The sequence below is a fragment of the Duganella sp. Root198D2 genome (assembly GCF_001428585.1).
Taxonomy (GTDB): domain Bacteria; phylum Pseudomonadota; class Gammaproteobacteria; order Burkholderiales; family Burkholderiaceae_D; genus Rugamonas.
Map to the genome: position 1 here is coordinate 1 of NZ_LMIC01000013.1, position 22,009 is coordinate 22,009.

General features: G+C 61.2%; 23 protein-coding genes and 1 pseudogene. 12 read left to right on the forward strand and 12 right to left on the reverse strand.

The window, feature by feature from the left end:
• Positions 1–508 precede the first annotated feature (508 nt).
• Together ASE26_RS29985 and ASE26_RS32055 are read left to right on the forward strand one after the other, a co-directional pair.
• Positions 509–832: pseudogene (locus ASE26_RS29985) on the forward strand (SDR family NAD(P)-dependent oxidoreductase); the annotation flags it as partial.
• Between the two features lie 23 nt (positions 833–855).
• Entirely contained in the window at positions 856–1,014 is a 159-nt protein-coding gene (locus ASE26_RS32055) for an SDR family oxidoreductase (protein WP_373922417.1), read from the forward strand.
• Positions 1,015–1,017: 3 nt separating this feature from the next.
• Here ASE26_RS32055 and ASE26_RS29990 read toward each other — a convergent pair whose 3' ends face one another.
• From ASE26_RS29990 to ASE26_RS14645, 3 genes are all read right to left on the reverse strand, one after another.
• The gene (locus tag ASE26_RS29990; protein WP_162259177.1) at positions 1,018–1,737 is read right to left on the reverse strand and encodes a 4'-phosphopantetheinyl transferase; all 720 of its coding nucleotides are present in this window, start codon (positions 1,735–1,737) and stop codon (positions 1,018–1,020) included.
• Between the two features lie 91 nt (positions 1,738–1,828).
• The gene (locus ASE26_RS14640) at positions 1,829–2,734 is read right to left on the reverse strand and encodes a jacalin-like lectin (protein WP_057246474.1); all 906 of its coding nucleotides are present in this window, start codon (positions 2,732–2,734) and stop codon (positions 1,829–1,831) included.
• 236 nt (positions 2,735–2,970) lie between these two features.
• A complete protein-coding gene (locus tag ASE26_RS14645) occupies positions 2,971–3,483 on the reverse strand; it encodes a hypothetical protein (protein WP_057246475.1) in 513 nt (170 codons plus the stop codon).
• Positions 3,484–3,707: 224 nt separating this feature from the next.
• On the opposite strand from ASE26_RS14645, the gene ASE26_RS14650 reads away from it, so the two are divergent.
• From ASE26_RS14650 to ASE26_RS14660, 3 genes are all read left to right on the forward strand, one after another.
• Positions 3,708–5,507 carry an ABC transporter ATP-binding protein/permease gene (locus ASE26_RS14650; RefSeq protein WP_082591377.1) on the forward strand — a complete coding sequence of 600 codons (1,800 nt, stop codon included), beginning with the start codon at positions 3,708–3,710 and terminating at the stop codon, positions 5,505–5,507.
• A 419-nt stretch (positions 5,508–5,926) separates the two neighbouring features.
• Complete coding sequence (locus tag ASE26_RS14655; protein WP_162259178.1) at positions 5,927–6,328, forward strand: PEP-CTERM sorting domain-containing protein; 402 nt, start codon at positions 5,927–5,929, stop codon at positions 6,326–6,328.
• Entirely contained in the window at positions 6,321–7,355 is a 1,035-nt protein-coding gene (locus ASE26_RS14660) for a hypothetical protein (RefSeq protein ID WP_156409946.1), read from the forward strand. The genes ASE26_RS14655 and ASE26_RS14660 overlap by 8 nt, the downstream gene beginning before the upstream one ends.
• A 50-nt stretch (positions 7,356–7,405) precedes the next feature.
• Here the strand turns inward: ASE26_RS14660 and ASE26_RS14665 are convergent, their stop codons facing one another.
• A complete protein-coding gene (locus tag ASE26_RS14665) occupies positions 7,406–8,476 on the reverse strand; it encodes a flavodoxin family protein (RefSeq protein ID WP_055927762.1) in 1,071 nt (356 codons plus the stop codon).
• A gap of 136 nt (positions 8,477–8,612) precedes the next feature.
• Between ASE26_RS14665 and ASE26_RS14670 the strand changes: the two genes are divergently transcribed.
• The gene (locus tag ASE26_RS14670) at positions 8,613–8,819 is read left to right on the forward strand and encodes a DUF3079 domain-containing protein (protein WP_055927765.1); all 207 of its coding nucleotides are present in this window, start codon (positions 8,613–8,615) and stop codon (positions 8,817–8,819) included.
• Between the two features lie 25 nt (positions 8,820–8,844).
• Here ASE26_RS14670 and ASE26_RS14675 read toward each other — a convergent pair whose 3' ends face one another.
• Together ASE26_RS14675 and ASE26_RS14680 are read right to left on the reverse strand one after the other, a co-directional pair.
• Positions 8,845–10,110 (reverse strand): ABC transporter substrate-binding protein, encoded by a 1,266-nt coding sequence (locus tag ASE26_RS14675; RefSeq protein WP_057246478.1) that lies wholly within the window; start codon positions 10,108–10,110, stop codon positions 8,845–8,847.
• 45 nt (positions 10,111–10,155) lie between these two features.
• A complete protein-coding gene (locus ASE26_RS14680) occupies positions 10,156–12,093 on the reverse strand; it encodes an ATP-binding protein (RefSeq protein WP_057246500.1) in 1,938 nt (645 codons plus the stop codon).
• A 101-nt stretch (positions 12,094–12,194) separates the two neighbouring features.
• Between ASE26_RS14680 and ASE26_RS14685 the strand changes: the two genes are divergently transcribed.
• Positions 12,195–12,827 (forward strand): hypothetical protein, encoded by a 633-nt coding sequence (locus tag ASE26_RS14685; protein WP_055927772.1) that lies wholly within the window; start codon positions 12,195–12,197, stop codon positions 12,825–12,827.
• On the opposite strand, the gene ASE26_RS14690 is transcribed toward ASE26_RS14685, so the two are convergent.
• On the reverse strand, positions 12,824–13,084 hold the full coding sequence (locus tag ASE26_RS14690) for a TraR/DksA C4-type zinc finger protein (protein WP_057246479.1): 261 nt from the start codon (positions 13,082–13,084) through the stop codon (positions 12,824–12,826). The genes ASE26_RS14685 and ASE26_RS14690 overlap by 4 nt on opposite strands.
• A gap of 174 nt (positions 13,085–13,258) precedes the next feature.
• On the opposite strand from ASE26_RS14690, the gene ASE26_RS14695 reads away from it, so the two are divergent.
• The 5 genes from ASE26_RS14695 to fnr all read left to right on the forward strand — a co-directional run bounded on the left by ASE26_RS14695 (position 13,259) and on the right by fnr (position 17,762).
• On the forward strand, positions 13,259–14,749 hold the full coding sequence (locus ASE26_RS14695; RefSeq protein ID WP_229208156.1) for a PAS domain S-box protein: 1,491 nt from the start codon (positions 13,259–13,261) through the stop codon (positions 14,747–14,749).
• Complete coding sequence (locus ASE26_RS14700) at positions 14,746–15,159, forward strand: response regulator (protein ID WP_055927775.1); 414 nt, start codon at positions 14,746–14,748, stop codon at positions 15,157–15,159. The genes ASE26_RS14695 and ASE26_RS14700 overlap by 4 nt, the downstream gene beginning before the upstream one ends.
• Positions 15,156–16,259, forward strand: coding sequence for a response regulator (locus ASE26_RS14705; protein WP_055927778.1), 1,104 nt, complete (start codon positions 15,156–15,158; stop codon positions 16,257–16,259). Before ASE26_RS14700 ends, ASE26_RS14705 begins: the two co-directional genes overlap by 4 nt.
• Positions 16,252–16,887: a response regulator transcription factor gene (locus ASE26_RS14710; RefSeq protein WP_055927781.1), complete on the forward strand. Its 636-nt coding sequence runs from the start codon at positions 16,252–16,254 to the stop codon at positions 16,885–16,887. Before ASE26_RS14705 ends, ASE26_RS14710 begins: the two co-directional genes overlap by 8 nt.
• Positions 16,888–16,988: 101 nt before the next feature.
• Entirely contained in the window at positions 16,989–17,762 is a 774-nt protein-coding gene (gene fnr, locus ASE26_RS14715) for a fumarate/nitrate reduction transcriptional regulator Fnr (protein WP_055927784.1), read from the forward strand.
• Positions 17,763–18,048: 286 nt separating this feature from the next.
• On the opposite strand, the gene ASE26_RS14720 is transcribed toward fnr, so the two are convergent.
• From ASE26_RS14720 to ASE26_RS14740, 5 genes are all read right to left on the reverse strand, one after another.
• Entirely contained in the window at positions 18,049–18,420 is a 372-nt protein-coding gene (locus tag ASE26_RS14720) for a carboxymuconolactone decarboxylase family protein (protein ID WP_082507206.1), read from the reverse strand.
• A complete protein-coding gene (locus ASE26_RS14725; RefSeq protein ID WP_055927790.1) occupies positions 18,374–18,823 on the reverse strand; it encodes a MerR family transcriptional regulator in 450 nt (149 codons plus the stop codon). The genes ASE26_RS14720 and ASE26_RS14725 overlap by 47 nt, the downstream gene beginning before the upstream one ends.
• Positions 18,824–18,873: 50 nt before the next feature.
• On the reverse strand, positions 18,874–19,119 hold the full coding sequence (locus tag ASE26_RS14730; RefSeq protein WP_055927793.1) for a hypothetical protein: 246 nt from the start codon (positions 19,117–19,119) through the stop codon (positions 18,874–18,876).
• Between the two features lie 72 nt (positions 19,120–19,191).
• Complete coding sequence (locus tag ASE26_RS14735) at positions 19,192–19,656, reverse strand: DUF1854 domain-containing protein (protein WP_055927797.1); 465 nt, start codon at positions 19,654–19,656, stop codon at positions 19,192–19,194.
• Complete coding sequence (locus ASE26_RS14740) at positions 19,649–21,928, reverse strand: ABC transporter ATP-binding protein (RefSeq protein ID WP_082591373.1); 2,280 nt, start codon at positions 21,926–21,928, stop codon at positions 19,649–19,651. Before ASE26_RS14740 ends, ASE26_RS14735 begins: the two co-directional genes overlap by 8 nt.
• Between the last annotated feature and the right edge of the window lie 81 nt (positions 21,929–22,009).

Below are 22,009 nucleotides of genomic sequence, written 5' to 3' on the forward strand. Positions count from 1 at the left end.
ATGTCGTTGCTCTGCGGTCCAGCTGGTTTTGGTCCCATCTAACCCTCGAAAATTTGCAAGGAATTGCGCCCATTTTAGCGAAACCTTGCAAATCTCAGCAGCGTTATTTGCGCATTCACCTTTAGATTCAGGCGCCGTTTAATTGTTCAGGGCCGACTACTGAAGATATTGAGATTAATAAAAAGATATTTGAGATCGTTTATGCGGCGATAGAGGAGGGGTATGAGTTATTTGAGTTTTCCGCCTTTATCCGGGAGGGGTATTTAGAGACGAAATTATGGATCACCTCGGATGGCGTGCGGGTGGCTGTTACCAAGAGCAATATAAATTACGCGATATTGTGTGATCTTATTGACGATCTCAAAGCCAACGGAATGTTGCGCGGGGATGATTGGAAGTCGCTCACAATGACTTACGTTTATGGCGGCCAAGTAAAAGTCAAATTTGACTATTGAACGATCGACTTGCACGTGGTCTGCGCCAGGAATGCTGCTGAAACTTGCAATCCTTGGCCCGAAGCCGGCAAAAAGCCTGCGCCGGCATCAGCATACGCCACGCCGGCTTTCGCAGCATCGAGCCGGAGCAGTGGCGGCGCGTGATCGATAACAACCTGGGTGGCATCTTCTATGTTGCGAGGGAAACGGTACGGCGCATGCAGCAGGGCGTGATCCTGACCATGTCTTCGGTAAACGGCCTGGCAGCGTTCCCGCACTATGCGGACTACAACGCTTCCAAGGCAGCCGTGCTGGCCTTGACCCGCACGATGGCAGTGGAACTGGCTCCCGGGATCCGGGTCAATGCACTGTGCCCGGGCGCCGTCATGACGCCGATGCAGCAGGCCGGTACACGCAGGAGATGTTCGCCGAGGTCAACGCCAACATCCCCCTTGGCCGCCATGCCGACCCATCGGAAATCGCTGCCTTCTTCGCCTTCCTGGCCTCGGATGAAGCCAAGTTCATCACCGGCCACCACTACGTGATCGACGGTGGGGAGATCGCCAGGGCCTCGGCGTAAGCACTACCAGGCAAAGGAGGTCAGGAGGTCGCCGTTGGGTAATGCCATGTAACCGGCTTGGCCGCGGCGGCCGGGAAACCATTCATCGCTAATGGCCGCCACTGCCTGGAAGTGGATTTGCCCGCCAGCGCCGTCGCCAGCGATGGCGGTAAGCTGGATGGCATCAAACTCCAGTACGCGGCCAGCAACTGCGGAAACCGCCTTGTAAAAACTCTCCTTGGCCGAGAATGCCAGGGTCAGTCCCGAGGAAAACGGCAAGCTGCGCCCGGCGTCGAGCTTAAGCAGCAATGCATGCTCGCGCCGGTTTACCACCAGCGAAAGCATGCTTTCGTGCTGGTCGGCGCCGATCACGCGCTCGATGTCGATGCCGAGGCCACGGAGCCCGCCTTCAGTTGTGGCGACAGCGGCAACGGCCAGGCGATCGTTGTGCGAAATGCTGCCGATCATTCCGGTGGGCCACAACGGCGCACCATTGCCTGCGCTGCCGACGGCAGCAAGCGGCCTGCCGAGAGCAGCCATTGCTTCTCGCGCTGCCAGGCGGCCGTGAAAATATTCCGCCTGGCGCTTACGCACGCTGCGCGCAATTCGGGGCGGGCATTCAATCCCCGCACGATCGAACATCCCTGCGTTGAACGCAGCTGGATCGAACCCGAGACAGCAGGCCGTCAGCGTGCTGGCGCCAAGTGGCAAGGCCATGACCTCGAGTCCGGTTTGTACATGCATCGCTGTCAGCCTTCGTGGGGGATGCATATTATACCGGCCCCGCTTCCGGGGCCGTAGCACGCACAGTTACCGGAATCGCGTGCTCGCCAGGTCAGCCTTGGTAGAGAACGTAGCCGTTTTTCTCGGTACGGAACTTGATCAGTTCGGGCATCTGGGTAGCCAGTTCACCCGTCAGGTCGTAGTGGTTCAGTACGTTCCTGTAGGCATCAATGGCGATCACCGCATAGCTCACCGGGGTGGTTGGGAACATCCAGGTATGGCCGTCAGGGCTGCGCATGATCGTACCGTTGACCAGCGATACGCCAACCTGCCCGGCGTTGACCGTCTTCTCGGTGTACGAGCCATTCTTGAGTTCCTGGGTCAATTCATGGCTGATGGTGCTGGTCGACGTATTGACGTATTCGATTTCGGTGGAGACCGCCACCTTGGCATAGTATTCGGCTTCTGCACTGGCGCTGTATTTCTGGCTCAGCCTCGTTTCGGTAACCTTTTCATAGCTGTCGGCGGTGCGGTAAAAGGTATCCGAATATTCCTTTAGCAAGGTATTCTGCGGCGTGAATGCGATGACGAATTGCGCGCGCTCCTGCAGGACGGTCGACGGCACATAGTCGTCCACATAGGTGATCTGGATCTGGTCCAGGCGCGCGGCGCTGCGGCCGCCGATCGCGATAACGCGGATATTACTCAGTTGATGGGGATCACCCCCGTCACCGCCGCCGCCGAGCGTGCGTCCCTTGTTGGTTTGGAACTGCAGCTGGTCGACGCGCGCGCCAGAGCGGATCGACATGGAGCAAATGTATTCGTCATCAGCGAAAACCAGTGTATTGGACGGGTCGCCGCCATCGCCGCCATGCTGGTGTCCATTGATGATAATGGCATCGACTTCCCGGGCAGAGCGGATTGCCAGTGAACGAACGAACTCGGCATTGAATGTGTCTCCGCCTTCGCCTCCGTAATTGCTGATTACGACTCCATTTTCCATCGTCAACGTCTTCATGTTTCCCTCGCTCGAGTATCGTTCAATAAGCCAAGTCTTCCCGGTTTGTGTGCAGAGCTGCACCAGTCCGGCCTAGCGGACTCCGTCAATACGGCATCCGTGGCTTGACTATATGGAGGGCGCTTGAACGGGATAAGTATCAGCAGGTATCACGAGGTGTGGGCATGAAGGGGGAGCGCTGGCCATCGCGCCCCCAATGTCCTGAGGTCTTGAAGGACCCGGACCAGGAATGTGAGTCAGGACAAGTTCAACGTCCAGGTGGTAACGCCTTCCCGTGCGTCGGTGCTCATCGCCACGTCGCGACCCCAGCTGGCGATGTAGCTCCAGTCCGGGTCCTCGATCCAGGCCAGCGTGTCGAAACTGGTAGCGCGCTGGCGGATAAATCGTACGTAAAGATCGACGTTGTCCTTGATCCACATATCATCGCCACGAATACGCAATTGAATCTGCAGGTGACGGCTCATTCCGTTCGAGAATTCGAAGCCGTAACCCGGATAGGGCATGGGTATCTGTCCTACGCCCGGCGGAAGTTCGGGTGTCTTGTCGTTCCGGCGGGGCAATTTGGTAGGCCCCATATAGTCATAGTTCCTGATTGCTCCGGCCTCCAGGTCATCTTCGGTCGGATAGTCGAGATTGAGTAAGCGAAGTTCGTGGCCGTCCCGCAAGATCCTGGCTTGAACAAGGCTGTCAGTTCCTGCATTGGGTGCGTTTTTTGTTTGCGCAATGAGCCTGATTGAACCGATCCACATGGCAGTCTCCTATCAAATTACTGCAATTTGTAAAGCGTTCCCCGCAATCGACCTGGGGTAACGGCCTGTTAATAATCGGTCAGGTGGAGGGGGCAGGAATCGGTACTGGCACCTAGATTCGGCGTGGGCGCATACCCAAATTAGTACTTGCCGCCTGAACATGGCGCTATGTCCGTTTCCGCACTGAGCGGCCCCATGCTGAGTCGTATGCTCTGGCTATGAAGATGACAGCCAATACCTCTGCCGCCCGCCGGGCGCCGCCATTGTCGCTCGCTGCGTGGAAACAATTCATCAGCGTCGCCAAGCCCTATTGGCTGGGGAGCGAAAAGAAGTCAGCCTGGGGCTTGCTGCTGCTGCTGATCGTGCTGATGCTTGCCGAAACCCAGCTGGCAGTGATGCTGAACAACCAATCCGGCGAAATGACTTCGGCACTGGCGGGACGGGATGGCGACCGCTTCTGGAAGTCGGTGCGGGCCTGTCTGCTCATCCTGGCGTTCGCAGTGCCGATCTACGCTTTCTACTACTACATGCGGGACATGTTTGCCAATCGGTGGCGGCGCTGGCTGACGGGCCGTTTCCTCGATGGTTACCTGCACGGGCGCAAATATTACGAGCTGACGTCGGAGGGCGAGATCGACAACCCGGACCAGCGGATAAGTGAAGACATCAACACCTTTACCGGCCGCTCGATTCACTTCCTGCTGATCTTCTTGGGCTCGATCATGCAGTTGGTGGCGTTCAGCGCAGTACTGTGGTCGATTTCGCACCTGCTGGTCGGCGTGCTGGCCGTATATGCGCTGACCGGGACCGTTGTTGCGCTCTACGTCTTCGGCAATCCGCTGATCCGCCTCAATTTCTGGCAGCTACGGCGCGAGGCGGATTTCCGCTTCGGGCTGATGCGCCTGCGGGAAAATGCCGAATCGATCGCCTTCTACCGGGGCGAGGCACAGGAGCGCGCCTACATCGACAGCAGGTTCGATAAGGTGTTCCACAATTTCAGCCGCCTCATCAAAAAGCAGCGCACGCTGAATTTGTTCCAGCGTACGTTCAGCCAGCTTACCCTGGTGCTGCCAGGGGTAATCCTCGCAGACGGCGTGCTGTCCGGCGCGCTGGAAGTGGGGCGGGCGATACAGGCGGCAGGGGCATTTACGGCCGTGCTTGGGGCGGTGGGCGTCATCGTCGATAATTTTGAGAGCCTGAGCCGCTTCGTGGCGGGCACCGAGCGCCTGCAGACCTTGTCGAGGCTGGTACTACCACCAGCCGGCGACGAAACAGTTGCCGACAAGCGGACAACGCGAATCCGGAAGCGGGCTGGCAAACAGATCGCGGTCGAATCGCTGACCGTGTGCCCGCCGCAATCGGAGCGGGTGCTGGTCAAGGATCTATCGTTCATCCTCGAACCGGGCGACGCGCTCTTGATCACTGGCGACAGTGGTTGCGGTAAGAGTTCGCTGCTGCGCGCTATTGCCGGCCTGTGGGATACCGGTAGCGGTGTGATCCGCCATCCGCCGCTGGAAGACCTCTTTTTCCTGCCCCAGCAACCTTACCTGCAGCATGGGACATTGCGCAGCCAGCTTATCTACCCAAGTGTACAGACAGCGCTGAGCGACGAGCGGCTGCAGGAGATCCTGGAACAGGTGCACCTGCCGTATCTCGCCCAGCGGGTGGGCGGGCTGGATGCCGTGCAGGACTGGGAAAAGCTGTTATCCGTCGGCGAACAGCAGCGGCTTGCCTTTGGCCGGGTGCTGGTGCATGAACCGAGCATCGTGATCCTTGACGAAGCGACCAGCGCGCTCGACAGCGGCAACGAGGCTTCGCTTTACAGATGCCTGCGTGAGAGCGGCGCCACGCTGATCAGCATTGCCCACAGGGCAGCCGTCCGGCGCCACCATACGCATGTACTGCGCTTGAACGGCGATGGTGCCTGGGATATACGGAGAGTGGCGGTACCGCTGGACGTGGAATCGCGCCGCGCCGAAGTTACGCACCTTCAATGTCCCCAGGAACTCGATGAATGCGGATAATCTGGAAGTTGTACTGTTCGGCAGCCAGCGGGCCTCCGCCCAGGCTCAATTGTTGCTGCCTCAGGTAGTCACTCACAAGCATGGCGGCGCCTTGCTCCGTCAACACGCCAGCAGAATTTGCCGTTATCTGATGCTCTGACCGGTCGGCACTCCGGTAAGCAATAACCCAAGTAGACACCTGCTTCACTTTCGTACGCTTGTAAGGGAATCACGTATGTTATCAAAGTTGAGTGTGTTCTTGCGTTCGTTTGAGCCGGGTGGCGTTGTAAATTTCCTAATTGCAAATTTAATTGTCGCAAAATTTAACACCTTTCATGCGTGAAGTTGGGGTAACTCAGCGTAATCAGGTACTTAGATGGTAGGCACAGTTGATGCTTGATCCAGCTTGTAGTTTCCTCAACCTAAATATGGAGCGCGATATGAAAGCTAATACGCTGTTCAAGTCTTGCCTGCTGGCCTGCTCCGTTCTGGCGGGTGCTCAAGCGGTTGCCGGTCCCGGCACCGTAAATAGTATTGAATTCAGTTTCATGAATTACGGTAATACCGCAGGACAGTCGTTCAGCAGTTTGCCCTTGACGAGTTTTGACAGCACTCCAGCGCCGGCGGTCTCGCCGATCTCCATACCGACCCCACAGGAAATCCTGCCAGTTGCCGAGGTTTACGTGCCTTCGACACCTGTGCAACCCGACATACCTCAAATCATTGCGGCGCCGGACGTGCCGCAGGCGGCAGCGGCCATCCCGGAACCAGGGACCGCCGCCTTGCTGGGTTTGGGTTGTGCCTTGCTTTTCCTGCGCCGTCGGGGGGGACTCCATGCTTAATTCCCGTAGTCTTCCAGCGCTTGCGCTGACCTTGCTGGTGGCGGCATGTGGCGGCGGCGGGTCGGGGGGCTCGCCGGCCGTTGCAACCGCTCCGCCGGCAACCACGCCGGCGCCGGAAGGGAATATCGTCACATCGGTGCCACCGCCAACGTACGCGGCGGGCAGCGGCAGCCTGAGTATCTTCAACGCCATCAACGCCTTGCGCAGCAAGATTGGCTCCGGGCTGCTGGCCCAGAGCTTGTTGCTGGACAAGTCGACGGGGGCGCACTGGAGTTACATCAACCAGAACGGCATCAGCGAACTGCATGGCGAAACGGCCGGCAAGCCTGGATACACAGGCGTCCGTGCCGCCGACCGGATTGCGGCGGCAGGCTATGCAGCCTCGGTGTCGGGGGAAGCGATCTACAGCACGGTGGGTACCGACAAGTACGCGACCTGTGTTGCGGAGTGGGCCAATTCGGTGTACCACGCGGCCCTGCTGTTTGCGAGCACGATCGACATCGGTATTGCGGCAAACAACTTCAACCCGGTCGAGGGCGCTTCAACGCTTTGCGCGGTGGAAGTCGCCACCAGTACAACGCAGTCGGCGCAGTTGCCAGGTGCGGGCAGTATCCGTGCATATCCTTACGCAAACCAGGCCGACGTGCCCTTTGTGTTCTTCAATCGCACGGAAACGCCGACACCTGTGCCGGACCTGGTCGAAGCGGGAACGCCCGTCACGGTCAGTTTCGAAACCCGGGGCATGGCGTTGACAGCGCCGATCGCGATCAGCCAGTTCAGCCTCACCCCTGCCGGCGGGGCGGCAGTCGACGCGCGGATCCTGGTGAACAAAGGCGGCAAGCTTGGCCCGGTGATCACCACCAACGGTCCCGCGTTGACGGATGACGCCAATATGCAGGGTTTCACCGCAACGCTGGTTCCGGTGCTGAGGCTGAAACCTGGCACCGCGTATACCGTGGCCTTGATGGCCATGGTGGATGGAAAGGCAGTCAACAAGTCCTGGACTTTCACCACCGCTGCACAGTAATACCGAAGCATGGGGTCGGCAATCAGGCTGAATACGCTGACCCTTTCGCTTTACTTCGGGCGCGGCGACCGCAAGCCCCGGTCCGGGCGGGCGAGGGTACCCGAGCGCAGCATGCACACCGAGCGGGCGACGGCCCGCGCGACATTGCGAACCTCCTCCTGGAAGGCTTCATCCTTGTCCATGGTGTCGTGGCTGGTGGCATACGGTTCGTAATAGCCTAAATAGCGGTCAAGCCGGGCCGGGGGCCCTGCATCGACCAGCTCCATCCAGTCAAGCCAATCCGACAGATTGCGCCGCAGGCTCTCGACGCCGGCGACATCGCCGTGCACCACCAGGCCGTAGGCGCGCCCGGCGAGGTGCTTGGGGTAGGGCCAGCCGGCCAGTTCCAGCGCCTTGGCTTCTTCGGCTTTCTTGCCGTGTGTGCTGCTTGGGTCGGGATTGCCGCCATCGGCGCACACCAGGCGGTCGATCATCAGTTTCAGTACGGATGGCGCCTGGTACCAGTACGCCGGGGTGAAGATGATGATGCCGTGAGCGGATACCCACTGCTCATAGATCTCGTTCATCCAGTCATTGACCTGGCCAAGGCTGTGATTGGGGTAGCAGCTGCAGGGCCAATGGCAGAGCGGCATGGCGGTGGAGACGCAGCCTTTGCATGGGTGGATGCGCAACTCGAATTCGGAAGTAAGGCGGCTCAGGTCAAGGATGTCGCAGCCGATGCCCTCGCTGGCGAGCGTGGCCTCGGCGAGTTTGAGCATGCGCCAGGTCTTGGACATTTCGCCCGGGCAGGTACCGTCATTGCGCGCGGAACCGCATACCAGCAGGACTCGCGAGGGAGCGGCCGGATCTTTCTGGCGTTTTTCGGCCGCCTGCAGGCGGGCGGCGGCGGCCTTCCATTCGACAGAGAGCTCGTAGCCTGGGTCGGCGTAGCCTGGGCCGGCGGCTTCGGTCAAGGGCGCCTTGCGGCTGTCGTCAAAGTTTTGCCAGGAGACTTCCTCGAGTTTTGCCACCTCGTCGCGCAGTTTGTCGAAGCGCGGGTCGGCAAACTTACGCATGAAGCGCAGTTGAAATTCCCGGCGTTCCAGTTTGGCGGGAGCCTGGCCTTTGCGCACTTTTGTCATAGCTGCCTCCTGTGCTGGGGAAAATGTGCCACGGGCGCAGCGGCGGGTCAGTTCGACAGCGAACCGACGACAGGGTCTTGCGGAAACTTGACCTGGGTTAAGGATGGAGTGGGGGCGTCAGGTCTACGATTGAACCATGGCAAAGAAGTTTCCAATCATCCCCTTGCATCCGGAGCGTGTCTGCTGGGGTTGCGACAAGTATTGTCCCGCTGACAGCCTGGCCTGCGGCAATGGCTCGGAGCGTACCCAGCACCCATCGGAGCTGTTCGGTCCCGACTGGATGGAGTGGGAATCGCCGCTCCTCGAACCACAGGACGAAAACAATGTGAAGAAGTCCGCCTGAGGTCTTTGTGCAGAGTTGGGGGCGGCTACTTCTGGCGCAACTTCTCGATTGTGAGCACGGCCTGCTCCGTGTCGTGCGGCGGCTTGAGGAAAAGGCGCAGTCCCTCGAATACCGGCCCGATCAGTCCGGAGTCCGCCTCCCGGTCAAAGAACGACGACCAGCCGGTAGCCTGGTGCAGGACCTGGCGCGCAGCTTCGCCGAGCAGGATGGGCGGGAAGCTGCTATCGGCCTGTGCCGGTAAAGTCTGGTCGGCCTGGGCTATGTGGCGAACGGCACCGCTCTCGGCAAGGAAAGCCAGGAAGCGTTTGCGCAGCTGCGGGTTCGGCGATTTCGCTGGCAGGACCAGGATATCGAGCGGCGCATCTTCATAGGCCGGCATCTCTGGCGAGATAGCGGGAAAGGCGAAGAATCCCATGTCATCGGCTATCGCCTGCGGGAATTTGGCGGCGACAAAGCTCCCCATCAGCATCATGCCAACCCGATTGCGGTAAATGTAGGGCAGCACGCGTTCGTGCTCCAGGTCCATGGTCGCGGGCAGGAAGTAGCCTTTGCGCAGCAAGCCACCCCATATGTCGAATACATGGCGTACGCGGGCGTCCGTAAAAGGCACCTCGCCGCGCATGACCTTGCGGTGAAAATCCAGTCCGTTGAGCCGCAGGTCTAGGTAATCGAACCAGCCTGCCGCCGGCCAGTTTGCCGCGGCGCCCAGGCCGATCGGCGTCACGCCTTCCGCGGACAAGCGCTCGCAGGTGCGGAGGAATGCGTCCCAGGTCGTTGGCGGCGCGATGCCGAGGCGCTTGAACAGGGATTTGCGGTAGACGAAGCCCCAGGGATAGTAGTACAAGGGGAATCCATACACTTCGCCGTCGATGCGGGTGCCGTCAATGGTCGCCGGATGGAAGTTCTTCTTCTTGAGCAGCGCGATGGTTTCGCTATCGAGCGGTGCCAGGAGCTTGTTTGCGGCCGCATCGCGCAAGCGCTCGCCGGCGTACCAGAACGCCACGTCGACTTTGCCGCTTTTCAGGCGCGTCGTAAAGTCGCGTTTGTATTGCTCCTGGAGGTAGCCGTTGTGTGCCACCTGGACATCGGGGTTTGCCGCCGAGAACTCATTGATGATACGAATCCATGCGGTGCGCTGTGCGCTGTGGGAAACGATGTAGTCGATTACCAGTTGCTCGCCAGCGGCGCGCGCAGGAAACTGGCATATCAGGCAACAAAGCAGCGCTGTCGCCAGTACGGATCGGCGACAGGGATCGAACCCGAAAATGGTCGTGGTCGGCGCTACCTGCATTTTGCAAGTTTGTGCTCAAAGCCCCTGCCTGTCAAAGGCCTGCTGTTAAACCCGGAGCGGCAAAGTGAGGATGAAGCTGGTGCCCTGGCCGAGTACGCTTTTCACGTCGATGCGCCCACCGAGCAAGCCATACACGATGTTGTAGACAATGTTCAGGCCCAGCCCGGAGCCGCCGCGGCCGAGTTTGGTGGTGAAAAATGGGTCATAGATCTTGCCCATGTATTCGGGCGCGATGCCGATACCGTTGTCGCGCACCGCAATCGACACGGCGTCGTTGCCGATGGTCTCGGCAGTAATCACGATTTCGCCACTCTGCATGCCTTCGAACGCGTGGATCAGGCCATTGTTGACCAGGTTGATGAGGACCTGGCCAAGCGGGCCTGGATAACTGGCCATCGCAATCCCGTCCGGAACGGTATGCGTAACCCGGATGCCGGACTTCCGGAACGTTGGCATCAGCACCAGCAGGATTTCCGATACCAGTTCGTCCAGCTGGAATTCGCGGCTCTGCGACGTTGCGCGGTCGACCGCGACTTGCTTGAAGCTGGCCACCAGGTCGACCGCGCGGTGCAGGTTGCGCAGTACGATCTGGCTGCCGTTGTTGACGTCAGCGAGATAGGCGTTGAGTGCGGAGCGCCTGACGCCCGATTCAACCGCAGTGGCGAAAGCGCTGGTCTGGTCCAGCAAGGTGCTGACGGCCAGCAAACTGTTGCCGATCGGCGTGTTCAATTCGTGCGCCACCCCGGCCACCAGCGAACCCAGGGCTGCCAGCTTTTCGCTGCGCACCAGTTCCTCCTGGGCGCGCTGCAGCGTGCCAAGTGAATCGGCGAGCTCACGGTTGGTGTCGGCAATCTGGCGGGTGCGCACGTTGACCAGGTCTTCAAGTTCGAGTTCGCTGCGTTTGCGGTCCGTGATGTCGGTGGAGACCCCGCCCAAGGCCCAGATATGGCCAAATTCATCGATCAAAGGGAATTTCTCGGAGATGTAGGTGCGCGGGCCGCCAACGGTGCCGCCCGACGTTTCCTCATGGCTGGAGGCACGGCCGCTGGCCAGTACTGCGCGATCGGATTGGCGGATAGCATGGGCCATCTGGTGGCTGAACAACATTTCGTCAACGCTGCCGAGCGGCTCCGGCGAGCCTGGCGGCAGCAGCATGCGGAAACTGTGGTTGACCATCAGGTAGCGGCCGTCGAGGTCCTTCACATAAATCACCGCCGACGACTTCTCGACGATGTTGGTGAGCAGGGCCTGGCTGCGGCGCAGGGCCGCATCGCGCGCGGCGACGGTGCCAAGCATGGTGTTGAAGGCAGTGGCCAGGCGGCCGACTTCATCATGGCTGGTGACCGGCGAGCGCAGGTCAAAACGCTGTTCGCGCGTCACGCGGTCGGCGACCGCGGACAGCGCAAGCAAGGGCTGGGTGACCAGCCGGCGCGAGCCCCAGGCGTACAGGATGGCGCCGAACGACAGCGCGAGAAGGACCACGCCAAGCACCAGGCCGTACTGGCGCAGGCGTTCCAGCATGGAGGGCAGGTGGTAGTCGGTGGCCAGGTAACCGACTAGTTCACGCTCGTAGCGGATGGGGGACAACATCGACAATGCGTAGCCATCGAAACTGTGGCCCTGCTGTTCCAGTTCTTGCGACCATTCGCATACGGCCGACGGATCCCGGTTGAAATGGGCGAATACGCGTTTGTCGGCGGTGAACAGGCAGGCCCGGGTCAGTTCGGGGCTGCTGCGCAGGGCTTCGAGCTTACGGGCGGCACTATTGCTGTCGCCGAAGTTCAGGTCGGCATCAAGGTTCAGCGCAAAGAGTTCGCTGCGTACGGTCAGGTCCTGCACGACACGGGGGCGGGCAACCAGCAGGTCGTAGCTGGCCAGTGCAATCAGCGCAACCAGCACTGCCGCAATGGTCGTCAGGACCGATACCAGCAGGAGCTTGCGCTGCAGTCCTAGATCACGGAAGAAGCCCTGGAAGCTTTTCATCTGCGGTTGGCCCATTTGCACCGGAGTAACTATCTTAGCTCAAGCGGCAAGGCTGCCACAAGCATGCGACATTCCCATGTAATTGTTGCTATGTTTGGCGTATGACAGAAAAGCAAGCTGACAGCGCGAAAGCGCAGCAGGCGCCGCCGCCGGAGCCCGGCGCGCAGCCGCACTCGGGCGGGCAACCGGCGGCGCGCGGACGGCCGCTGGAGTGGCAGGGGCCGGTGTTCTGGATGTCATGCGGCGTCTTGCTTGCAGGGCTGGCCGGAGGTGCCGTCGTGCTCGCGCAGCGCGTTGGCATTGAACGGGACCTGATGGCGGTCGCGACGACGCTGCCGCCCCGTGCGGCGCAGGCAATTCCATCCCCCGCCGCCCCCACGCCCGTAGCCACCGTAGCCAACGTAGCCGCCAGCAGGCCGGGTCCGCCGCCGTTGAGCGATTCATCCACGCGGGACGCTGCGCCGCGCCAGGCGGCGGCTTTGCCGCGCCCCGGCGGGCGGAGCACCGGCATCGCCGCCAAGCATCCGGCGCGCTACGCGGGTGCCAAGCAGCCTGTTCGCAAGAAGGCTGCGGTCCGGCGCAAGGCCGCGCCTGAAACGGAAAGGTACCCGGACGTCTTCAAACGCTGCCCGTGGCCCGGCGAGCCCGGCGCGGTGGAGTGCCGCCGGCACATTTGCAATGGCGCCGAAAGCGAAGGCGCGGCATGCAAGCCTTACCGGCCAAAGCCGCGTTAAACGACAGGAAGCGAGATAAAAGAACGCTGCCGCTCCGCGAGCTCCTGGCAGGCGAGGCAGGTCGCTGCGCCAGGCTGCGCATGCATGCGTCCGGCGGAAATGGCGAGCCCGCAGCGCTGGCATTGGCCAAATGTCCCAGTCGCCAATCGCTCCAGGGCGGCATCGATTGCCGCCGCTTCAGCGGAATCGCGCCCAGCCAGCAGCGCGCGCCGCTGGCGCAGGACGGCGGTCCAACGGTCGATTTCTTCAGGTAGCATGACTGGTCTCCACTTTTGGGGCCACTTTAACGGGCATCCTGCGCTGCGTCACCAGTGCCGCTTGACCTAAGTCAAGTTTGGATTATTTATTCCCCCGCCCTGGCATTTGTCCAGTTGCCACGTTGGACGCTACAATCATAGGATGACAGGATTTGACCACCGACAGGACCCGCTTTGACACATTCAACGATTGCGGAACGCAGCCTGCAGTGGCTGCTGGCATCGGCCACGGACGCGATGCTGATCATCGACAAGGACGGCCAGCTGGTACTGGTCAACCCGGCGCTGGAAACCCTGTTTGGCTACGGTCCCGGCGAGCTGCTGGGCAAAGCGCTGGAAACGCTGATCCCGGAACGCTTCCGCCACGGCCACGTGGGCCTGCGGGGCAACTACTTTGAACGCCCGCATCCGCGCGCGATGGGGGCCGGTTTTGAACTGTTCGCCACGCGCAAGGACGGCACCGAGTTTCCGGTGGAAGTGAGTTTGTCGCCGCTGCAGGACAAAGATACGCAGCCGATGGTGATGGCCACCATCCACGACATCAGCGCCCGCAAAAAGGCCGAACACGCATTGCAGGAAAGCGAAGCGCGCATGCGCGCGATCTTCGAAACAGCGGTGGACGCGATCATTACGATCGACGAGCAGGGCACCATCGAACGCTTGAATCCCGCTGCAGAACGCATGTTCGGGTACCCGGAGCCGGAAGTCCGGGGTCGCAACGTCAAGATCCTGATGCCGGCGCCGCACCGCGAGGCGCACGACGGCTACCTGCACCACTACATGACCACTGGCGAAAAACGCATCATCGGCAAAGGCCGTGAAGTGCAGGGCTTGCGCCGCGACGGCGGCACTTTCCCGATGGACCTGGCCGTCACCGAGATGTGGCTGGGCGGGCGCCGCATGTTCACCGGCCTGGTGCGCGACATCACGGAGCGCAAGCACGCTGAAGAAAAGGCGCAGCAACTGCTGCAGGAGCTGACCAGCGCCAACGAAGAATTGACCAACTTCGCCTACGTCGTCTCGCACGACCTGAAAGCCCCTCTGCGCGGCATCGGCTCGCTGGCCGACTGGCTGGCGCACGACTATGCCGACAAGTTCAACGACGAAGGCAAGGAGCATATGCGGCTCCTGATCAACCGCGTGCACCGCATGGGCGCGCTGATCGACGGCATCCTGCAGTATTCGCGCGTGGGCCGCATCAAAGAGGCGGTGGTGCCGGTGCAGCTCGACCAGCTGGTGGCCGAGGTGATCGATTTGCTGGCCGTGCCGGCGCATATCAAGGTGAGCGTCATGCCGGGCATGCCGACAGTGAGCGGCGAACCGACCCGCATCCAGCAGTTGTTCCACAACCTGGTGTCGAACGCGGTCAAATACATGGACAAGCCGGAAGGCGAGATCGAGGTGGGCTGGGCTGACGAAGGCAGCCAGTGGCGCTTCCAAGTCCGCGATAACGGCCCCGGCATCGCCGAACGGCACTTTGAACGGATTTTCCAGTTATTCCAGACCCTGGCCCCGCGCGACCGTGTTGAAAGCACGGGTGTCGGCCTGGCGCTGGTGAAGAAGATTGTAGAAATGTACCAGGGCAGGGTGTGGCTGGAGTCCGAGCTTGGCAAGGGCACCACCTTCTATTTCACCTTGCCGAAGAAAAGAAAGAATAACGCATGAATAATACGAGCAAGCCAATCCTGCTGGTTGAAGACGACCAGGTCGACGTGATGACCATCCTGCGCGCGCTGAAGGAAGTCCATGTGGGCAACCGTGTCGAGGCGATGGAAAACGGCGAGGCTGCGCTGGAATACCTGCGCGATCCGGCCAGCGAACAGCCCTGCATCATCCTGCTGGACCTGAACATGCCGATCATGAACGGAATCGAGTTCCTGCAGAACGTCAAGCAGGACCCGCTGCTGCGCCGTATCCCGGTGATCGTCCTGACCACGTCGGAAGAGCAGCAGGACAAGATGCGCAGCTTCGACCTGGGCGTGGCGGGCTATATGACCAAGCCGGTTGATTACCGCCAGTTTGTCGAAGTGGTGCGTTCGATTAACCTGTACTGGACCATCAGCGAGCTGCCATGAACATGGTAAGGGTCCTTATCGTCGAAGACGATATCGTCGACCGAATCGCCTGCCGCCGCGCTTTCGCGCAGGCGCCGGGCTTCAATTGCGAACTGCTTGAAGCGGAAAGCGGCCAGGAAGGGCTGGACATCGCCTTGCGCGAAGGGCCCGACTGCATCCTGCTCGATTACCATTTGCCGGACCTGACCGGGCTGGAATTCCTGGCCCGCCTGGCGGCCGACCGCGGCGAGCCCCAGCCGAATATCCCGGTGATGATGCTGACCGGCGCCGACAGCGCCACCGTGGCGGCCGAAGCCATGCGCCGCGGCGCGCGCGACTACCTGGTCAAGGATAGCGACGGCCGTTACCTCGACTTCCTGGCCGGGGCCATCGAGCGCCTGCTGCGCGAACAGCGCCTGATCGACGAAAAGCAGACGGCCGAACAGGTGCTGCGCCAATCGCAGAAGGAGCTGCGCGAACTGGCGGCGTACCAGGAAAAGCTGAAGGAACACGAACGCACGCGAATCGCGCAGGAAATCCACGACGAGCTGGGCGGGCTGCTGACCGGCATCAAGGCGTATATCTCGGTCGCGATAGAACGCGGCGGAGAGCAATCGGACCCTTTGCTGAAGGATGCCGCCAAGCTGGCGCAGGATGCCATTGAAACCGTGCGTCGCGTGATCACCGACCTGCGCCCCAGCGTTCTGGACCAGTTGGGCATCTGGCCGGCGCTGGAATGGTACGCGGAACAGGTGGCGCAGCGCAGCGGCCTGCAATGCAGCTGCAATATCACGCCCGAGGCGCAGGCGCTCGAACTGGATGCGGAGCGCAGCACCATGCTGTTCCGCGTAGCGCAGGAAGCGCTGACCAATGTGGTGCGCCATGCCGAAGCAAGCGTGGCGCGCGTCATCGTCGATACCGACGGCGAGAACGTGGTGCTGCGGGTGGAAGACAACGGCAAGGGCATCGAGAGCGCCGGCTTGTCCGACCGCGAATCCTGGGGCCTGTTCGGCATGCACGAGCGCACGCGCCGCTTCGCCGGCGAATTGACTATCGGCGGCAAGGCCGGGCAGGGTACCACCCTGCAGCTGCGCCTGCCTTTGGAGGACAGGAATGGGTGACAAGATCACCGTTTTGCTGGTTGACGACCATGCGATCGCACGCAATGGCGTGCGCCTGATGCTGGGTACGGCGCCGGACATCAGCGTGGAAGGCGAAGCCGGCAATGCAGTGGAAGCGATGCAGCGCGTGGGTGAACGCAGTTTCGACGTGGCGCTGGTGGACATCAAGATGCCGGGCAAGAATGGCCTGGACCTGCTCAAAACGCTGCGCGGCGAATGCCCGCGCATGGCGGTGCTGGTCCTGAGCACCTATTCGGAGGAGATTTACGCGGTGCGGGCGCTGAAGTCGGGCGCTTCGGGCTACCTGACCAAGGATGCCCCGACCTCGACGCTGATCGAGGCGGTGCGCAAGGCGGCATCCGGCGGCAAACATGTCAGTCCGGCATTGCTTGAGAAATTGGCAACCCTGGTGGGCGGCGGCCCAAGCGGCGACCATGAGGAGCTGTCGAACCGCGAGCTGGAAGTTTTCAAGCTGATTGCCCAGGGCGAGTCGCTGGTGCGCATCGGGGAAAAACTACACCTCAGTCCTAACACCGTGACAACCTATCGCAGCCGCATCCTCGAGAAATTGGGCATGTCCAGCAATGCTGAGCTGACCCGCTATGCCCTCGAGCATGGCTTGATCTGATGCGCTGTAGGGGAAGCACTACGGCAACTACACAGGAAGCTTGATACCGGGAAATGGTGCGGGGCGCGATACTCCTTACATCGAAAACAAGGAGCAGCATCATGAGCCCGGTCATCCCAATCACCCCTGCAAACGCCACTAAAACTTGCGCACCTGCCGCAGCGAAATGCTCGCTGTGCAGCTTCAACCGACTCTGCCTGCCGCAAGGCCTGGCCGACGAAGATGTTGCCCGCCTTGACCAGATCATTTCCCGCCGCCGCCGCGTGAGCCGCGACGAGCCGCTGTACAAGACCGGCGACAGCTTCCACAGCCTGTATGCCGTGCGCTTCGGCCACTTCAAGACTGTGCAGGTGAACCAGCGCGGCGAGCAGACGATTGGCGGCTTCCATATGGCCGGCGACCTGCTGGGCATGGAGGCGATCGGCAATGGCCAGCATTCCTGTAACGCCGTGGCGCTGGAAGACAGCGAAGTCTGCGAGATCCCGTTCAACCGCCTGCAAGAGCTGGTAATGCAGATCCCTGGCCTGCTGCAGCAATTCCACCGCACCATGAGCCGCGAGATCCAGCGCGAACAATCGGTGATGCTGTTCCTGAGCCATATGCGCGCCGAACAGCGCCTTGCCATGTTCCTGTTGAACCTGGCCGGCCGCTACGCCCAGCGCGGCTACTCTTCGACCAGCTTCCAGCTGCGCATGTCGCGTGAAGACATCGGCGGCTACCTGGGCCTGACCGTGGAAAGCGTCAGCCGCCAGCTGGCGCGCCTGCGCCAGGACGGCTCCATTGTCCTGAGCAACCGCGACCTGCGCATTATCGACCGCGCCAAGCTGGAAAACATGTCTTCCGGCGGCATGGCGCAAGAACTCGCAGTCGCCTGATCCACGAACCGGTTGTATCACCTGTAGGGGGTGTATGGGGCAGCTTTCGCTGCCCCTTTTTTATAGTTCTTCCTGGATTTGCGTGACGAGCACCCTCGAGCCAGCGACCGCCGCGGAGCGGGTCTGACCCTTGGGTCAGACCCTGGTTTACCGGCGTGTGCTTTGTGCGTCGGATGGCAGAAGCTTGTCAGCGCCATGCGAGAAAATCCAACCCGGCAAACCAGGGTCAGACCCAAGGGTCTGACCCGCCTGCACCACCCGGACTGGCAAGCTTCAGCTTTGCTGACTACTGTGCAAAGACTTCCTTGGCGGCCATTAAGCCATTGAGGGCGGCCGGGAAACCGGCGTAGACCGCCATCTGCATGATGGTCTCCACGATTTCTTCGCGGCTTACGCCGACGTTCAGCGCGGCGCGGATATGGACCTTGAGCTGGGGCGCGGCGTTGCCCATGGCCGTCAGTGCCGCCAGCACGGCGATTTCGCGCGATTTCAGGTCGAGGCCAGGGCGTGAATAGATGTCTCCAAACGGGAATTCGATCAGGTAGCGAGCGAAGTCCGGGGCAATATCCTGCAGGCTTTGCACCACGCGGTCGCCGGCCTGGCCGTCGACTTCATGCAGTTTTGCGAGCCCGCGCTCGTAGCGGCTTTCGGTGTTCATTGGCATGTCCTCCATCAGTGGTTGGATGCGACGCCAGGGACTGCTCCAGGGTGCGGTAATACGCGATCTTGGCCTGCAATGATGCAGCGGATTGTTGCATCGCCTCGATCTCGGCGAGAACGTCCTGCAGGTGTGCCTCCAGCATCCGGCGCCGTTGCGGCACCGTCGAGTCCCCAGCGCCGCGAAGGGTGGCGAACGACTGCATCTTGCCAATTGGCATATGGGTCGTGCGCAAACGCAGCAGGAATTCGATCCAGGCGAGGTCCGATGCCGCATAGCGACGCTGGCCGCCCGCTGCACGGTGGACCGGGGCAATCAGCCCGATGCGCTCGTAGTAGCGGAGGGTGTAGGCCGTGAGGCCGGTGCGTTTGGCGACTTCATCAATGCTCAGGTGCGATTCCATGGGGTGATCGTAGAAGTTAGAGCGCGCTCCAAGTCAAGCACTTTATTACTCTAAGCGCGATACCGCAACTGCCAGCGCCAGGTCCATGGTGTTGATGTGCGCTTCGATCCAGTCCGGCAAGGTGCGGATGATGTCGCGGGTGCTTGCTTCTTCATTGTCAGTTCACGGCACGCTTGGTCGAAGGCAGGCCGCGGCAGGCCCGCCATTGCATCGAGCATGTCGAAGACAATGCGGTGCGACTGGTCGAGAACCGGGATGCCCAGTGCGAGGTCGGGGCCGAAGACGACGGAATCCATGGGGTTCTCCAGTAGGGTCGAACCGCAATTGTGCCGCCTGGCAACAGGCGGGCACATGATCCAGGTCAACTCTTACAGGAAGCGGTCCAGGATCTTCTTGCTGTGCTTATCCAGGGCGAACTGGTCGCGGATCAGGAAGTGGATGCCATGGCTGTCCGACACCAGGAGCGAAACGCTGCCGATGCGGCGGATGTCTTCCTCGCCGCGCAGCACGAAGCTTGTTGCGCCGCGGTCGGTGTCGACGCTCCAGGTGGAAGGGCAGGCAAAGCTGCCCACGTCCACGATCCGCTTAATCTCCGGCATGAATTCGCGGCCGGCCAGCTCTTCGCGCACGATGTCGGCCACTGCGGGCGACAGGTCGGAAATGCGATCCAGCCAGGCCACTTCCTTGCCGTCGATATTCACCAGCGACAGGCCTTCTTCCGGTGCCTGGATGGGAAACGCACGGACCGGCGACACGCCTTCATGCAATACGCCGTTGGCGTCGATCAGGTTCAGCTTGCCGAAGCTGTCCCGGCTCAAAGTAAAATTAATCATCTTCACGGCTCTTTGCTTTGTCATCCATGTCGGTATCGACGTTACGTGCCTGCGCCTGGTAGAGGCGGTAGTAGGCGCCTTCCCTGGCCATCAGTTCCTCGTGCGGGCCTTCCTCGACGACCTTGCCGCGGTCCATCACCACCAGGCGGTTCGCGCGCTGCAGCGTGGACAGGCGGTGGGCGATCGCAATCGTGGTACGGCCGGCAACCAGGTTGTCCAGCGCCTTCTGGATTTCTTTCTCGGTTTCCGAGTCGACCGAAGCCGTGGCCTCGTCCAGGATCAGGATGCGCGGATCGATCAGCAGGGCGCGCGCAATCGAAATACGCTGGCGCTCGCCGCCCGACAGGCCCTGGCCGCGTTCACCCACCATGGAATCGTAACCCTGCGGCAGGCGCAGGATGAAGTCGTGGGCGTGGGCTGCGCGGGCCGCCTTCATGATGTCTTCGCGGCTCGCTTCCGGTTTGCCGTAGGCGATGTTTTCCGCGATGGTGCCGAAGAACAGGAATGGCTCCTGCAGCACGAGGCCGATATTGCGGCGGTAGTCGGACACGGCGAAGTTGCGGATGTCCTGGCCATCAAGCAGGATCGCGCCTTCAGCCACATCGTAGAAGCGGCAGATCAGGTTGACCAGGGTCGATTTGCCCGAGCCTGAATGGCCCACCAGGCCGATCATTTCTCCGGCCTTGATCTCGAGGTTGACGCCGCGGTTGACGGCGCGGTTGCCATAGCGGAAGCCCACTTCGCGCAGGGTGATGTCGCCGCGCACTTTCTCCACTTTTGCCGGCTGCACCGGATCCGGCACGCTCGAAACGTGGTCCAGGATGTCGAAGATGCGCTTGGCTGCGGAAGCGGATTTCTGCGTCACCGACACGATGCGGCTCATGGAATCGAGCTTGCCGTAGAAGCGGTTGGCGTAGAGGACGAAGGAGCTCAATACACCGACCGTGATGTTGTGCTTGGAGATCATCCAGATGCCGAACACATAGATCACCAGGATGCCCAGCTCGGTCAGGAACGACACGGTCGGCGAGAACAGCGACCATACCTTGTTCAGCTTATCGTTGACAGCCAGGTTGTGCCTGTTGGCTGTGCGGAAGCGGGTCGCTTCGCGGGTTTCCTGTGCAAAGGCTTTCACCACGCGGATGCCGGGAATGGTATCGGCCAGCACGTTGGTCACTTCACCCCACACGCGGTCGATCTTTTCAAAGCCGGTGCGCAGCCTGTCGCGCACCAGGTGGATCATCCAGGCGATGAATGGCAGCGGCAGCAGGGTGGCAACAGCCAGCCATGGATCGATGGTGAACAGGATCAGGCCGGTCATGATGATCATCAGGACGTCGGAGGCGAAATCCAGCAGGTGCAAGGACAGGAAGACGCAGATGCGGTCCGACTCGGAGCCGATGCGCGACATCAGGTCGCCGGTGCGCTTGCCGCCGAAGTACTCGAGCGACATGCGCAGCAGGTGTTCGTACGTGGTGGTGCGCAGGTCGGCGCCAATGCGCTCGGAAACCAGGGCCAGCACATAGGTCTTGGCCCAGCCGAAGATCCAGGCCAGGACAGCGGCGCCGGTCAGGGCGGCCATGTACTGCACCACCAGCATGTGCTCGACCGGCTTGCCGTTCTGGTAAGGGATCAGCACGTTGTCCGTCAGCGGCATGATGATGTAGGGCGGGATCAGGTGCGCGCCGGTCGACAGCAGCATCATTGCAAAACCCAGTGCCAGCTGCCATTGGTACGGCCGCGCAAAGCGCCACAGGCGGAACAGGGTCCAGGTGGACGGCGGCGTGTGGACCACCTTGGTGCAGACCGGGCATTCTTCCTGGTCGGCTTCCAGCGGCGCCTTGCAGGTGGGGCAGGCGTTCTGTTCGACCTGCTGCAGCGGCTTGCCGTTCAGGTGTGCCTCCAGCAGGCGCGGGAAGTTTTCCGACAGGCGCAGCGCCAGCAGGTTCTGGCCCAGCGTGAAGCGCCACGCAGCCAGGCGCTGTGCGGCATCCACCAGCTCCAGGTGGCCGACGCCGGCGTGATCGTGCAGTTTTAGCGACATGCCGGCGTGATAAGTCCAATCTCGCCATACCGTTTCACCGGGTGCGCGTGCCATAATGCGGCGCTCCGTGAGGAGCACCAGGCCTTTGTTGAAGTGAAGCTTGGAGTCTAGGTCAACCTCCAGCGCGCTGAGTACGTTTTCTTCGGGTGCGAGCGCTGGTAACTCTGTGCGCCACCTGTCGGGAAGTTCTGTCAGGCTGAGCTCAGAGGAAAGTTGGTTTGTTATCATTGTGGATCAGACTCCGGCACTCTTTGCCAAGTGGCAAGAATTGCGAAACAGTGGGAAAATAGAAGGACGGGCGGAGTATAC